The sequence below is a fragment of the Paenibacillus xylanivorans genome (assembly GCF_001280595.1).
In the GTDB taxonomy this organism is placed as follows: domain Bacteria; phylum Bacillota; class Bacilli; order Paenibacillales; family Paenibacillaceae; genus Paenibacillus; species Paenibacillus xylanivorans.
Genome location: NZ_LITU01000078.1, coordinates 100464 through 115938 on the forward strand (window position 1 = coordinate 100464; position 15475 = coordinate 115938).

Here is a 15475-nt window from a genome sequence, read left to right on the forward strand (position 1 = left end):
GATAAAGTTAGGATGCAGTCCAAGTTTTTGTTGTCATTGTTATGCACAATCGTAGGATCTTAATCATGACATGTGACCGATATAATCAACATTTCCTGACAAGGTGCAAACCGTTGGGGAGTGTTTTTTTTTATGGACATTTTTATGGTTAGAGAGGAGGACATAATAGCATTTCGATGGAAGAATATTGGAGTTAGTGATACATCGATAGTTTTGTGAATTTACATTACATAGTGGAGGATTAATTATTTGGTTAGCAAAAAAATGAAAGTAACAGCAGTTACGGCCGCAGTATTTATTATTTTATTTTGTGCAGCATATGCTGCCTTTTATATCTGGAACAAGAACTATAAATTCAATAATAATTATGTATGGCAACCACTGGAGATTATACAATCGACGACAAAGCTGTCCGACTCTTATAACGTTATTGTTGCTGGAACTGATCCGGAGGGAATTACGGCTGCGTTATCTGCTGCCCGCAATGGGATGCGGGTATTGTTGGTTGAAGCGAGAGATCGCAACATGCTGGGAGGGTTGATGACCGAAGGGGGACTTAATACGTTAGATTTGAATTACTCCCCTGATCAGCCACAATGGTTGAGCAGCCTGCGACAGCCTGATTTTCTGAATAAAGGGATTTTTCAGGAATGGTTTGACCAAATAGAGGGCAGTTCTTTTGATACCCATACAGCGGCTAACGTGTTCTATCGAATGATTCATTCCGAACCTAATATTGACCTTTTGATGAATGTTAAACATTTGGAGCCCATTACTGACTCTGCCTCGGAAGGGCAAACTACAATTATGGGGATGAACATAACCAAAGAAGACGGAACTATTATAAAAATTGCAACACGTTCAATCATTGACGCTACTCAGGATGCAGATATTGCAGCTGCTGCTGGGGTTCCATATTCCATAGGCAGACAAGACATTGGAGATGGCAAGTCCAAGATGGTCTCTACGCTCGTATTTAAGCTAAGTGGTGTTACAGATGAAGTATGGCAGAAGTTCAGGGAAAGAGAAGGTACGGGTGTTGATAAAATGAGTGCTTGGGGATACGGTGATGCGCGAAAATATGAATCGACCGATCCGCAACGCATCAAGATTCGCAGTCTGAACATTGGGAGACAAAACGATGATACCATCTTGATCAATACGATGCAGATCTTTGGAGTAGATCCGCTGGATCCTTCATCTGTGGAAGAGGGTCTGGAAATAGGGCGGAAGGAAGCACCGTTGATCGTTGATTATTTGAAGAAAAATTACGAGGAATTTTCGGGGCTTCAATATGCCGGAACGGCCGATGAGCTCTACGTGAGAGAATCACGTCACATCTATGGTGAGTACCGTCTAACACTTGCTGATGTTATGGAGAATCGTGATCATTGGGATGCTATTGGTTATGGTTCTTACGATATCGATATTCAGAGCACGAGTGTGGGCAATCCCGGCACAATTATGCTGAGTCCAGTTCAATATGGCGTACCTTTCCGTTCGCTTGTTCCATTGAAGGTTGATGGTCTGTTAGTAGTTGGACGAGCAGCAAGTTATGACACGATTCCACATGGCAGTGCGAGGGTTGTCCCTCTGGGGATGGCTACTGGAGAAGCTGCTGGAGCAGCGGTCAAATTGGCTTATGTACACAAGGAGTCCTTCCGGGAACTCTCAGCTTCCGAGGAGCGTGCAAACGAATTGCGTAAGATGCTGGAGAAACAAGGGATGGATCTATCGATGCATAATTTCGAGAAGCCCGAGTACATGGAGCATAAGGATTATAGGGGGTTACTCGCTGCCGCAAGTATGTACATGACTTCAGGTAATTATAACAATGATGGTTGGGATCTGGATACGGCTATGAATCCGGAACGGTTCTTAAGTAAATTGAAAAGACTGCAAGCCATGTTTCCAAGCTTTTATACAGCCAGTGCAGATAAAGTTGTTGTGAGCATGAAGAATGCTTCCGCTTTACCTTTAACCCTGGATCAGGCTGCGTATATGCTATGTTTGGCAATGGGAGCTACTGAAGCTGAAACTACACCTGAATTGGCACTTACTCAATTGCAAATGCAGAACTTCGTAAGCAAAGACACGCTTGCTGGTATAGCAAACACAAACAAGCTTACTAATGGAGACGCGTACATGCTCATCCGTGATGTGATGGAATATTATTCGGGGGTTGTATTCGAGTAAATGGTTGACAATGTCTTGTAAATACACTATGGTGATCAAAAATGATAACAGCGATCAATGAGGACATAATTACGTCAGCCAGCTTCTACAGAGAGGAAACTGCTTAGTGCAAGGTTTCTGTTGCTGTTTCGTTATTCCTACCTCGCGAGCTGCGGAGGAGAAGGCCCACACGGTCTGTAACCTCCGCCGGATGGGCCCGTTATGCCCTGAAGGACTGTATGTTCACGTTGCGATTAGGTTGCAAACGGAGAACCATTTATGGCGAATGCCTTGGTGATCTAATGCCAGGTCAGCCGGCAAAGTGCAGTTAAATAAGGGTGGTACCACGACACATTCGTCCCTTGACGGATGTGTTTTTTTTGCTGTTTATAACCTGATTCACAATAACAATTAGAAGGATAAGGGGTGTGACAAGATGCGTCAAAGTGAAATGCTTGTTCCAACATTACGTGAAGCACCAGCAGAGGCTGATGCAGCAGGGCATCGCTGGTTACTGCGCTCTGGCATGATTCGCCAACTCGCAGCAGGGATATACAGTTACCTGCCCTTAGGGCGTCGTATCTTGCTGAATGTCGAACGAATCGTTCGGGAAGAAATGGACCGTGCAGGATGTCAGGAAGTATTGCTGCCAATCATGCAGCCGGCTGAGTTATGGGAAGAATCCGGAAGATATACACAGTATGGCCCTGAGCTGATGCGTTTGAAGGATCGCCATGCACGAGAATTCGCCCTGGGTCCAACCCATGAAGAGGTTGTGACTGCACTGGCTCGTGATGAGGTTAATTCCTATCGGAAGCTGCCGTTTACACTTTATCAGATTGGTACCAAATTCAGAGATGAACGTCGTCCAAGATTTGGATTGCTGCGGGGACGGGAGTTCATCATGAAGGATGCGTACTCTTTTGCTTCCGATTGGGAAGAGCTGGATCGCACCTATCAGGCCATGAATACCGCATATTCACGCATTTTGGAGCGTTGTGGACTGGAATATATTCGCGTGGAGGCCGATGCGGGCACCATTGGTGGTCAGGGAGAGACCCACGAATTCATGGCACTTGCCGATGTGGGAGAGGATACGATCGTAACCTGCAAACATTGTGGATACGCCGCAAATCTGGAGAAGGCAGGATATGAGACTTCTGGATCTTCTGTTAATAATTCAGGACAAGCAGAAGTTTCTGCTGTTCCCACTACAGCTGATAAAGCTGATGGGAATGCCGAAGGGGACACATTGGTTCGTATTCAAACTCCAGGAGTACGTACGATCAATGAGTTAAGCGCCTTTGTGGGTGAGGATGCTCAGAATATGATCAAAACGTTGCTTTATCAAGCGGATGGTCAACTGGTCGCTGCGCTTGTTCGCGGGGATCATGAAGTGAATGATATCGCTCTGAAGCAGGTATTAGGTGCAGAGGAGCTGATCCTGGCTGATGAAACTGCACTTGCGGGTCATCCGAAATTAACTGTAGGCTTCCTGGGTCCCATTGGACTGGATCTACCGATTGTAGTGGATGCGGATGTCGCTGTTATGGAACATGCAATTACAGGAGCGAATGAAGTCGATGTACACTATTCGAATGTTCGTCCAGGTAAAGATTTTGCTTTGGACAACGTAGGGCGCATCCGTTTTGCTGCTGAAGGTGACGGCTGCCCAACCTGTGGAGAATCGCTTGTATTCACAAAAGGAATAGAAGTGGGGCATATCTTCAAACTGGGAACCAAGTACAGTGATGCCATGGGAGCATCCTTCCTGGATCGCAATGGACGGCAGTGTGCACCTGTAATGGGTTGTTACGGTATCGGTGTGTCTCGTCTGATGGCGGCTATTGCTGAACAATATGCCGGAGAAGAGGGTATCCGCTGGCCAGCAACTGTCGCACCTTATCATGTACATCTGATTCCAATGAGTTGGAAGGATGAGCAGCAGCGCGAGCTTACGCTGCAACTGGAACAACAACTTATAGATGCCGGATACAGTGTATTGGTCGATGATCGTGATGAACGCCCAGGGGTGAAATTCAAGGATTCGGAATTGATCGGGTTGCCTGTCCAGGTTGTTATTGGCCGAGGTGCGGCAGAGGGACAGGTGGAATTTGGATCGCATGTTCTTGCAGCACAAGGTGAATCCAAACGAATCAGTATGACGGCACAAGAGGCTGTAATTCAGGTGAAGGAACAGTTTACAGTCCGGAATTAAAAACAGTCATCCTTATGGAACCAAGCTACGTGTCTCTATATAATAGAATGACATATAATAGGTCCGGATATTATGCGGTAAGAGTGGATTGTTGTTATGTAACGGATTAAAGCGCTAAAAAGAGGGCTATAGTCACATAAGGATACAACAATATTTGCGTATTGTCATACAAAGTAACTAGAATTTGAAAAATTGTATTCTGTATACATTAGGTTTGTTCATAAGAGCTACAGATGTGGTGTGCCAGTAAAGTATGGATGTGCAAATATGCAAACCATAGACGATAAACATGTCGATTCAAAAGTGAAATATCCGCATGAGAGTGGCAATTATGAGGATATCTTCTATAGTCCATGGTTGGGGACAAGGGATGAAGGGATTTCTCAAAGTGAATCAAGAGATTTATTTTTGCAGCAAAGCTATATTCAAAAAAACGTGGAATGTTGAACTTAGTTAGATGACCATCTATTGATGGAATTAGTAAAATAGAAAAGGGTGTCCATCAGCCGGTTAAGGCATGAGGGACACCCTTTTGTTCATGTAGGTACAACTATCTGTTCCTAATACTGTCGCACCATGGGAATAGTCGATCTTATCTGCTCTTCTCTGATCTTAAGAGGCTGCAGGAAGTTTCAATTGTTGACCTGGATAAATCCAGTGTGGATTTTTGATTTTATTCAGCTTTTGCAGAGCTTGCCAAGTTGTGCCGTATTGTTTGGAGATGGAATACAGGGAATCTCCGGATTTAACAACATGCACTTTGGCTGGAGCTGGTTTGCTTGGTGTCGGTTTCGATGGTGTTTCTGGTTTTGGTGTCTCTGGTTTCGGTGTAGTTGGTGCTGGTGTTTCTGTTACTGGAGCTTCCGGTTCAACCGCAGGAGCTTTGGGTTCCTTGATTCGGCCGTCTGTTTTGATATCTACAGCGCCCAGTTTTTGCATGTATTCGATCAACGCTTCATCCATAGCACCGTACATGCCGGACGTTGTGTATTTCGCAAACATAGTGTACTCGTCACCACCAACAGCAGTGAAATCATTCGTAGCCATTGTGTACGTTGCTTTTGGATCAAGGGCTTTATCTCCGATCATGACGGAGTGTACGCGGCTGCCTTTGGCAGCGGAAGAATCAATGCTGAATGTCATGCCGGATACTTGTGGGAATCCGCCACTTGGTTCCGGATAGGATCCTACACCGTTTTCAAGGGCTGCGAGTACATCGGAGCCTTTTACTTCAAGCGTTACAACCTGATTACCAAAAGGAAGTACAGTAATAATATCACCTTTAGTTACGATACCTTTTTCAATGGAAGAACGAATACCGCCACCGTTTGTGAGTGCGATATCGGCTTGGCTGATGTCACGGATGGCATCTGCCAGCAGGTCACCCAGGTTGGTTTCACCTGCGCGTACTTGTTCACGTTTGCCGTCCAGCAGAATCGCTGTATTGGCTACTTCTTCTTTCAGAATGGGTTCTTGTTCTTTCTGAATGGAGTTCACCAATGTGGCAACTTTCTCATTCGGTTTGATGTCTTTTGCCTCAGTTTCATCAATCAGTGTTGCTTGTTTTTTCGTTACTTTACCGCCGTCAACCCACAGGTCGATCACGCCTACAAAGTTTGTATATTCTCCAGCGCTGGCGATCAATGTTCCGTTATCGGATACAAGTCCATCTTGCAGAACCGTATGGCTATGACCGTCGATGAATACATCAATTCCAGGCACTTCTTTTACAACTTTGAAGCTAGTATCGGTGCTGGACGCGTCTTGTCCAAGGTGTCCCAATACAACAACAACATCTACTTTGCTGCGAATTTCGTTCACGAGAACTTTGGCTTCCGCAGATGGGTCTGTAATATCAAGACCTTCCACATTTTTCGGATTCGTTTTGTACATCGTTTCCGGTGTAGTCAGCGCAATGATACCGATCTTCACGCCGTCTACTTCTTTAATGAGGTAAGGATCGAAGAGACGAGTTCCGTCTTTCTTTTTCACATTGGCACTGAGCATTGGGAAGTTCATCATATCCGCAAGTTCGATAAGGCGCTCGGAACCGTAGTTGAATTCGTGGTTACCCGGTACAATTGCCTGATAACCGATTTCGTTCATTACTTTGACAATGCTCTCACCGTTAACGAGTGTAGCAAAGGTTGTACCATGCACTGCATCTCCGGCATCCAGCAGAAGGGTATTTGGGTTTTCGCTACGGTATTTGTCCGCAATTCCAGCAACCTTGGCGAAACCCATCGCAGGTGAGGATTCAACTGCGCGTGCGTGCGTATCATTCGTATGTAGAATAGTAATGTGCTTACCTGTGCCCGGAGTGGTATCCGTTGCAGCAGCGGCAATGCCTACACTGCCAAACAGCAGACAGAGCGTTAACACAAGTGAGACGTAAGTCTTCCAGATTTTCATATGAATCAGTAACCTCCCATAAATAATAATCTCTTGAGCGTTTGCACAACTCATGTTGTATTTTACCAGACTACTATTTGGAAATCTCGTGATTTGCGTAAAAATAGGTAACCTGAAAGTGACATCTGATTTCCATAGTGGAAGATTAAGAGATAAATTGATTTTTAAGGAACGTATGTTCTTAAAAAAGACTAAAAAAAATGCTGCACTTCACGTGGCAGTCCTGTACGTAAACAAAATTTCTCCAGTGATTCATCCGGCTCAGGCATCAATCCGGAAGTTAGAAGCTGTATGGCAAAACGATTAGCCTGTCTTTCCAGCTTGCCTGGTGCAAAATAGGAGTGCTCCTCCAGAAAGAACCGATTTATGCCTTTGTGCAATCGGTCATGTCCAAGTTCATGCGCGCACACGAAACGCTGCCATTCCGGCGGTAAATCATTGTGAATAACGATAAATCTGCGACGGAGCTTGCGGAAATACAGTCCTTTGGTAGACTTGCCCAGATTGGTGAACCGGATCTGTATTCCAATGGCTCTGGCAATGCTGAAAGGGCAGTTTGTCCGGTGTTTTCGAATCAGCTTTGTTACAATGTCATCCATATCATCTCACCTGCTGCTTTAGTTTGTTCAGCTTGAAATGCTTCATGGGCGCTCGTCCGGATCATTCTTTTTTTTACGTTTGTTCATCTGTTTTGCTTCCCAGAACAGTCCTGTCAGGACATCCTTGATTCGTTTCTTATCCTCATCATCCAGCGGGATGCCGTCAAACATCAGATCATCCTCGTCCTCCAGCATCTTTTTGAAGTCCCGACGGTCCTTGTACGTTGCCCAATCCGGAGCTTCCTGCAGCTCGATTGCTGTATTTGAGACTTCCAGATATCCGGCCTGTTTCATCATATCAGCGTAAGGAACCGAGAGTGCGTCAGAGATTTTGCGGATGGTGGCGGGCTTGGGAACACCGCGAACCCCATTCTCAATGCGTGAAATTTGCGAGTTGCTGATTCCTGCTGCTTCGGCGAGCTGATTGATGCTGTATCCTTGTTGCTCGCGCAGTTGTTTCAGATAAGGACCAAAAGCGTGCTCCACAATTCATGCCACTCCTTTGATTCGTACAAGTGTATTACTAATTAATATTGAGAAGGTAAAGGCACAGGATCTGCAGATGCCCCGTTCCGGATACGGATCGTTCTTCCAATCGCTGTTATCCCCAGATTTCTTTGTTTCCCTTTCCTAAAAGGGAGAAATCCGGTGATAAAGGCGAACGCTTCGCTTTTTCAGAATCGATTCCGTCTCCTTCACTACTGCCACTCTCTTTGAAGTGCCAATACTGCCCTCATCGAATATTCAAATGTACCTTCTCAATATTAAAACTAGAGAATGACTTATACGAGGATCTTTAATTATCTGTACTATATCGTATATATACCATTAGGTAAAGGGATATGAAACAATTATGCCAAAAGGTAAAGGAAATGAGAGCGCGGGTTTTATTTTATAGTTAAAACGACCCAAAATGAAGGTTTACGCCGATCCCCAGAAAGTGGTATCCTCAAATAGAAATACGAACAAAATACGAACAAAATGTAAAGTTGAGACGAGTTGGGTGATCGGGAAAATGAATTATTCCTGCTTCATCGCTGGCTTAAATTGATTCCAAAAGGCAACAGGGAAAATTGAAAAATGCCGTTACTATTTCAGAGAACTGGATAATCCTAATAAAAGGAGTATTTTGTATTAATCCAAAGAGCGATTCAAATCAGCAATAGATAGATCGAAAAGGTTCTATTCGTCTACCTATTGTACCCGTAAGCGACTGGAATTGAATAATACAAAATACCAAAGATGAGATGAATGCGAGTTTAACTGACCCTTTAAGGAGGAGAATGAATATGGAACTGATGCTGCCCGAATTGGACCGACGCAAAACGCAGACAGCTGTTGAAGCCGCGCTGGAAAAATACCGGATTTATAAAACGATTGCTTTTGAAGAACGAGAGGTCATGGTGACGGCGAGTTACGCTGAGCGTTTCCATGGTGCAACGAATGTGACCGGGGATTCCACCGCCAGAACGGCAATTTATAATGTGGATGTGCAGCGCGCACGTCAGGCTTACTGCGATACGATTGATTTTGTAGTATCTCGACTGAGCGAGAAGGAACGTGTACTCGTCAGCGAACGTTATTTGAAGGATGACGATGTATTTGACTACAAAGTGTACAACCATGTGTTTGATCCGCCTGTCAGCAAGGATACGTATACGAAGATTCGAACGCGTGCCTTCTATAAAATGGCGCTGGCTCTGTCGGACCGTGGTCTGATTAATATGGAGCCTTTATCTGCATCTCGCAAAGAGCGACAGAAGCTGGGCTAGATGTGAAGCCAGAAGTTCATCCTTTTATATCCTTCGCTGATTGTATACAATAATTGAAAAACAAAACTAAGGATCAGTCAAAGGAGAGGAATCCGCATGACGGAACAAGCCGGAATGCAGGAGATGTACACACTGAAGACGATCGCGGAAACGCTCAACACTTCCAACGACCTGAATTTGATGCTGGATACGGTGCTCGGCAAACTGTTGGAACTGACGGGATTGACTGCGGGCTGGGTGTTCCTGATCGATACTCAGGGAGAATACGTCTGTATTTCTGATCACGGTCTTCCTCCTGCTCTGCTGCATAATGACAAGGAGCCGATGCGCTGCGGGTCTTGCTGGTGCGTGAATCGCTTCCGCGACGGGAGATTGGACAATGCAGTCAATATTATTAACTGCAAACGTCTGGAGGATGCCGTCGATCATCAATGGGGAGATACACATGACATTACCCATCATGCAACGGTCCCCCTCCGCTCGGGGGAGAAGATGCTGGGACTGCTGAATGTTGCTGCTCCGGGCAAAGAGCATTTTAGTGATAGTGAGCTGGCACTTTTGCAGGCGGTAGCCTACCAGATAGGCAGTGCAATGGAGCGGATGCGATTATACAGCGCGGAGCAAAGGCGAGCGGATCTGTATGCCAGACTGGGAGAGTACAGCAGATCGTTGGGCCTTGCGGTGAACGAGTGCAGCAATTCAGACGACATGGCGAAGAAGGTTGTACAACTGCTTGGGCAGCATTATGACTGGCCTTTTGTTGCACTGTTATCGCAGAAGAACGGAAGTTTTATGGTACAGGCCGCTCATATTCTTGGTAAGTTCGAAATGCCGACATTTTCTGAACTTTCTCCAGAGAGGGAGAGTCACATGCATCGTGTGATTGATACTCATCGTGCGATGGTATTAGCGGCAATGGAGATTCAAGAAGTTTCAGCACTTTGCAATACCCGCCTCCCTATGTCCGTTTTGGCTTCGGGCCTGGCCGCTCCTATCCCATTAAGTTCTCCTGGCGAAACGGCAGTACTGGTGGTTGGCTTGGGTTCTTCCAATGGTTTCCTTCAGGCAGATCGTGAGGTTCTTGATGCACTCGCTGAACATATAACAGCCTCGTGGGAAAGTCTGAGACTGGTTTACAAACGCCGGGAATTAACCCGACTGGAGGAACGAAATCGACTGGCACGGGATTTGCATGATTCGGTGAATCAAATTTTGTTCTCCCTGTCCCTAACAGCCAAAGGTGCGGAGAGCATGTTATCCGGATCACTACAGCTGCATCCGGCCGCGGAAGCGATGAAGGATATACGTTCCTTGTCACAGGAAGCCTTGAAGGAAATGCGTGCCTTGATAATGCAGCTTCGCCCGGCAGGTTTGGAGTCTGGTCTGCTCAGTGCATTGCAGGAATATGGTACAGGACAGGGGTTGCAGGTCGTTGTGCACCGGACAGGTATGCGATCCTTGCCTCAAAGTATTGAGGAAGGATTATGGCGTATTGGACAGGAAGCGCTCAATAATGTACGTAAACATGCGGGAGTTACTTCCGCTGAGATATCCCTCCACCTAAGCGATCATGAAGCGGTATTCATCGTTACAGATCGGGGGAAAGGTGGAGCCAAAAGGCGTGATGCCTTGCCTGCCAGTTCACTTGGTCTGTCCATCATGAGGGAACGGGCTCAATCGCTGGGTGGCAGACTTGAACTTGTAAGTTCAACGCGTAAGGGAACATCGGTAACGGTAGTCATTCCACTCCCGTCCGAATCTGTATAAAGTCAGGGGGAAGAAGACATGCCGATTACGATATTACTTGCTGACGATCATGCAATGGTGAGACGCGGGTTGCACGTTTTTTTGTCCACACAGCCAGATATGGAAGTCGTCGGAGAAGCCTCGAACGGACAGGAAGCACTAGAACAAGCAGAACAGCTGCATCCGAATGTGGTGTTAATGGATCTGCATATGCCCGTGCTTGACGGGATCGAGACGGCGAGAAGGCTTCGTTCGATTTTGCCTGGAATCCGTATCATCGTACTTACGTCCTTCTCGGATCAGGATCATGTCGTACCAGCCGTACGCGCAGGAGTGAAGGGATATCTGCTAAAAGATATTGAGCCAGAGGATCTTGCCGTTGCCATTCGCAATGTACACGCGGGACAGGTAGAACTTCATCCGGCGGCAGCCGGACAATTAATGCATGTAATGGCTTCGTCTGAATTATCGATGAATGAAGCCCATGGGCGTGCAATTCCCCATACGCCCACTCGGCCTCCAGAACAAGAGCTGGGTGGGCTCGGAAAAGAAACCTCTCATGGACCGGACATGCTCACCCGTCGGGAACGAGAGGTTCTGGGACTGATCGCACAAGGATTGAGTAATAAAGAGATTGCCATAAAACTAATCATTACCGAAAAAACGGTGAAAACCCATGTCAGTCATCTTCTGGACAAATTGGGACTGGCAGACCGGACACAAGCTGCGCTTCATGCCGTAAGAAATGGCTGGGTCGTCTGATCCATCTTTCAATATTCTCAGACTAAAGTCGTAGAAACTCAACCCAAAGGTTGAGTTTTTTTGTACTGCAAGTTAAGTCTATCTGCTGACGATTCCGAGACGGAAGCACGGTAAGATGAGAGTATCGAAATTTATAACGCAGTGAAGGAAAGTCTATTAACATTTAGGAGAGTGACATAAATGAATATCATGATTTTGGCAGGCAGTAATCGGAAAAATGCAACAAGTACACGTTTAGGGGAATATGCCGTGGAGGTTATCAGCGGTCAGGGACATGAAGCCAGCCTGTTTGATTTGTATCAAAGACCGCTCCCATTCTATGCACCGGATGAAAAACAGAACGATGATCAGAACCTCGCCGACCTGAACACGCGTATGCTAGCGGCAGATGCTATTATTCTGTCTACGCCAGAGTATCACGGCAGCATCAGCGGTGTACTCAAGAATGCATTGGATCACCTGAGCCAGGCTCATTTCAGTGGTAAACCAGTATTGTCCATCAGCTCAGCAGGAGGCGCGGTAGGGGTAAGTTCACTTTTGCAGCTGCAGGCGATCATTCGCAATTTGCACGGGATTAACGCGCAGGAGTGGATTTCCATTGGTGGTGCGCAGCGGAGACGGTTTGAAGCAACGTTTGACGGATACGAAGAGTTTGAAGGCAGTCAGGACATTGAAGATCGAATCAAACGCGTGCTTGGTTCATTTTTGCACCTTTCCGAGACGTTGACTTCAGTACGGAAACCGTCCGGGAGTTAAGAGAGGGAAGTAGGGTATGGGATGCTAACCATAGATAAAGAGAGAGAGAGAAAAGAGGTTTTCATCATGATTAAAGGCATATTTGAGACTCATCTGAACGTAACGGATTTGGAGAAATCCCATCATTTCTATGAACAGATCGTTGGATTACGGCATGCCTATGGGCAGCAGGAGCGTGGAAACTCCTTTTACTGGATTGGCGGTGAAGGCAACGCAATGCTGGGACTGTGGCAAAAGGACCCTGCTGAAGTGCAGCGTCAGCATTTTGCGTTTCAGGTAGCGTTGGAGGACATGAAGCAAGCGGTCACTTATCTGGACGATAAAGGGATCAAGACGCATAATTTTCTGGATGATGATATTGGCGAGTTGTATGTCTTTGGATGGATGCCTGCTGTGTCCGTGTATTTTACCGATCCGGATGGTCATTCCCTGGAATTCATATCGATGCTCCCGGATGAAGCGAAGCCGGAACTTGGCATGGTGCCTTGGAGTGAGTGGGAGAAGATGCACGGTCGGGTGAAGGAGGACACAGCATGATTTTTGAAGAAGTCAAATTATATACAGCACGACTGGAAGACATCAAACCATTTTATGTGGATACTTTGGGATTGGAGTTGCTTGAGGAGTCCGAGCATTCATTTACGATTCGAGTCGGTTTGACGAAGATGATATTCGCTGAGAGTGGAACGGAGCAGGAACCTTTTTATCATGTTGCCTGGATGATTCCAACAAATCGTTTTCAGGAGGCCAAAGCGTGGGCAGCGGCACGTGTCCGTCTCAGCGTATATGAAGGTAAGGATGAGACTTATTCAACCAATTGGAACTCGAATTCGCTCTATTTTGAAGATCCTGTCGGTAACATTCTGGAGCTGATTGCTCATCATACCGTTCATAACGAGAGTGACCGCCCCTTTTCGGAGAAGGATCTGCTGCAGGTGTGTGAGGTGGGGTTAGTTACGGAAGATGTGCTTTCCACGGTGGATGAACTTGAGCAGATGGGGTTGAAGCGATGGGGTGAGGCTAGTGATACCTTTGCCCCTGTAGGGGATGTGAACGGACTGTTTATTGTGGTGAAGAAGGAACGCGTCTGGTTCTTTTCGGAGCAACAAGCACAGATGTATGCATTTGAAGTGTCCATTCGTGATGTTGGGAGACTTCGAATCGGCTAAAATGCGCGGAACAGCAGGCAAAACGGTCATATGTGAACCATTTGCATCATCTTATAGAAGTAAACGCTTTAAAAGAAGTGTTTTGCTAAAATAACTGTCGCTGGTTGTTTGTGTATCAGGATTCGCATCGATGAAGGGTGGTGGCATGTTGGATCGACGTTTGTTGGAAGAAGGGCTGGATATTATGGTGTCCAGTCGGGAGCGTACAGGAGATTTGTGGCACGCCCATTATGGGGCGGGAGCTATTGCGGCTTATTTTTGGGTGCGTGAAAATCGTCTCACTGCCCTTGCGGCGGGCAGTGTTACGGCTGAAGCGAAAGCGATGCTTCGCCAGCATGGATTGAACGATGGCTTGACCTCCCAGAAGGGAGGTGTATTGCCAAGGGAAGAGGCCGAAGCGCTTATTACGGCGGCACTGGATCGAACGATCGGAGAGCTGCACTGGGTTGGCCATCAGGCCATCTACGGTGCCCTCAGCCTGAAAGCCATTCGGGAACTGGATGGTTGGGGCACGGAGTATGACATGGATCAAATGGTTGCACTTATTGATTCTTTTGAGCGAACCATTCCAGGTAGATCCTGGGTAAACACAACTGTGAAAGAAATTCGCAGCTTGAAGTTAAGTGAGGCAGACGGATTCCCTGATATAGAACGCCCGGAACAATTGTCCCGGCTGATTCTGGATGAGCTTGGCGCATTTTGTACCATCTATCAGGCAGAAGCACATCATGATCTGATCGGCCACATGCTAACCTACGGGCACGCGCTTAATATATTATTTGAACTCGATTATCCTGCTTTGTTCCATAAAGGAATACCGCCTTTTCTCAGGATGGTCAAGGCGCTGCGACTGAGCCGGGATGTGGATGTTGAACAGGAGATGCCAACGCTGCAATCTCCAGTTGACCGTCTGCCATTGATCCGTGCAGAACGCTCTGTTGCACTTCCACATGAACTAGAATACTGGCTCACCGACAGACGTTCCCGCGATTGGCATGGAGGCCATCTGTTCAAATTTCCATTCAGCTTCTACCATCATGCCAGAAACGGAAATTCAGTTCCGGAAAGCTGGGAAAACTTCCGCTATATTATTGCGTGAGAAACATACATTCAAGAGAGCATTGCCTGAGGAGGCAGTGCTCCTTTTTATTTTTTTAAAGGAGCCAAATTTCAAGGATAAACAGGATCAGAATAACTTTGGATGCTAACATGTAAGGTAATTTTCGGATGGGTTGACGAGCTGTCCATATTCCCCAAGAACTCATAAGTGCAATACTCCCCCAGAACATCCATAAGGGAATGCCCTCGGGCGTAAATGGAAAGGACAGCATGGGCAGTCCCGTGTTTCCAGCTCCAAGAAGAACAGTGGTCATATAGACGAGCACAAGGAAAAGTAACTCAAATAGCAGGGTTTGCAACCAGAAATAATAGATTTTGAACACTCGAAGCAGAATGACTGTGACCAGGATAAACAGGATACCAACAGATGAGAATGTTGCAGCGGTCCATCCAATGAGTGATGGAGTTATAACATCTGTTTCCCGATAAAAGGTGTACAATGTCAACGCATACATAACGGGGCCAGCCATATAACTGGTGACAGCGATCCACAGATAGAAGTAATCCGTTTTTTTCATGATCGTATCCATCCTTTATTGTAAATAAGGTTTGAAAGGCTACTTATTATCATATAAACAGCATTAGGAATGGATTGGTTGCATTATCTGTAAGAAATCACTGCAAGAAACCGACGTTTAACCACCGTGAGGGCGACAACAAATAGACGTAATCCATACGGATAACCGTCAGCGCGGCCGATTTAAACATGTAAGATTGTATTATCGGATCAGTAGCAAGTGACATATC

General features: G+C 46.3%; 13 protein-coding genes. 9 read left to right on the plus strand and 4 right to left on the minus strand.

Going from position 1 to position 15475, the window contains the following annotated elements:
• Positions 1 to 249: 249 nt before the first annotated feature.
• Positions 250 to 2196 (plus strand): FAD-dependent oxidoreductase, encoded by a 1947-nt coding sequence (locus tag AMS66_RS25205; RefSeq protein ID WP_236703621.1) that lies wholly within the window; start codon positions 250 to 252, stop codon positions 2194 to 2196.
• A gap of 415 nt (positions 2197 to 2611) precedes the next feature.
• Entirely contained in the window at positions 2612 to 4393 is a 1782-nt protein-coding gene (locus AMS66_RS25210; RefSeq protein WP_053783396.1) for a proline--tRNA ligase, read from the plus strand.
• Between the two features lie 612 nt (positions 4394 to 5005).
• On the opposite strand, the gene AMS66_RS25220 is transcribed toward AMS66_RS25210, so the two are convergent.
• From AMS66_RS25220 to AMS66_RS25230, 3 genes are all read right to left on the minus strand, one after another.
• Entirely contained in the window at positions 5006 to 6805 is a 1800-nt protein-coding gene (locus tag AMS66_RS25220; RefSeq protein WP_053783398.1) for a 5'-nucleotidase C-terminal domain-containing protein, read from the minus strand.
• A 191-nt stretch (positions 6806 to 6996) separates the two neighbouring features.
• Positions 6997 to 7404: an ImmA/IrrE family metallo-endopeptidase gene (locus AMS66_RS25225; protein WP_053783399.1), complete on the minus strand. Its 408-nt coding sequence runs from the start codon at positions 7402 to 7404 to the stop codon at positions 6997 to 6999.
• Between the two features lie 42 nt (positions 7405 to 7446).
• Complete coding sequence (locus AMS66_RS25230; protein ID WP_082350897.1) at positions 7447 to 7893, minus strand: helix-turn-helix domain-containing protein; 447 nt, start codon at positions 7891 to 7893, stop codon at positions 7447 to 7449.
• 800 nt (positions 7894 to 8693) lie between these two features.
• Here AMS66_RS25230 and AMS66_RS25235 point away from each other — a divergent pair.
• The 7 genes from AMS66_RS25235 (at position 8694) to AMS66_RS25265 (ending at position 14708) form a co-directional block, all read left to right on the plus strand.
• The gene (locus AMS66_RS25235; RefSeq protein WP_053783401.1) at positions 8694 to 9176 is read left to right on the plus strand and encodes an ArpU family phage packaging/lysis transcriptional regulator; all 483 of its coding nucleotides are present in this window, start codon (positions 8694 to 8696) and stop codon (positions 9174 to 9176) included.
• A gap of 96 nt (positions 9177 to 9272) precedes the next feature.
• Entirely contained in the window at positions 9273 to 10943 is a 1671-nt protein-coding gene (locus AMS66_RS25240; RefSeq protein WP_053783402.1) for a GAF domain-containing sensor histidine kinase, read from the plus strand.
• A gap of 18 nt (positions 10944 to 10961) precedes the next feature.
• Complete coding sequence (locus AMS66_RS25245; protein ID WP_053783403.1) at positions 10962 to 11684, plus strand: response regulator; 723 nt, start codon at positions 10962 to 10964, stop codon at positions 11682 to 11684.
• Between the two features lie 180 nt (positions 11685 to 11864).
• A complete protein-coding gene (locus AMS66_RS25250) occupies positions 11865 to 12440 on the plus strand; it encodes an NADPH-dependent FMN reductase (protein WP_053783404.1) in 576 nt (191 codons plus the stop codon).
• Between the two features lie 66 nt (positions 12441 to 12506).
• On the plus strand, positions 12507 to 12977 hold the full coding sequence (locus tag AMS66_RS25255) for a VOC family protein (RefSeq protein ID WP_053783405.1): 471 nt from the start codon (positions 12507 to 12509) through the stop codon (positions 12975 to 12977).
• Positions 12974 to 13609: a VOC family protein gene (locus AMS66_RS25260; RefSeq protein WP_053783406.1), complete on the plus strand. Its 636-nt coding sequence runs from the start codon at positions 12974 to 12976 to the stop codon at positions 13607 to 13609. Before AMS66_RS25255 ends, AMS66_RS25260 begins: the two co-directional genes overlap by 4 nt.
• Before the next feature lie 145 nt (positions 13610 to 13754).
• Positions 13755 to 14708, plus strand: a complete 954-nt coding sequence (locus AMS66_RS25265) for a hypothetical protein (protein WP_053783514.1) — start codon at positions 13755 to 13757, stop codon at positions 14706 to 14708.
• Between the two features lie 55 nt (positions 14709 to 14763).
• On the opposite strand, the gene AMS66_RS25270 is transcribed toward AMS66_RS25265, so the two are convergent.
• Positions 14764 to 15246 (minus strand): hypothetical protein, encoded by a 483-nt coding sequence (locus AMS66_RS25270; RefSeq protein ID WP_053783407.1) that lies wholly within the window; start codon positions 15244 to 15246, stop codon positions 14764 to 14766.
• Between the last annotated feature and the right edge of the window lie 229 nt (positions 15247 to 15475).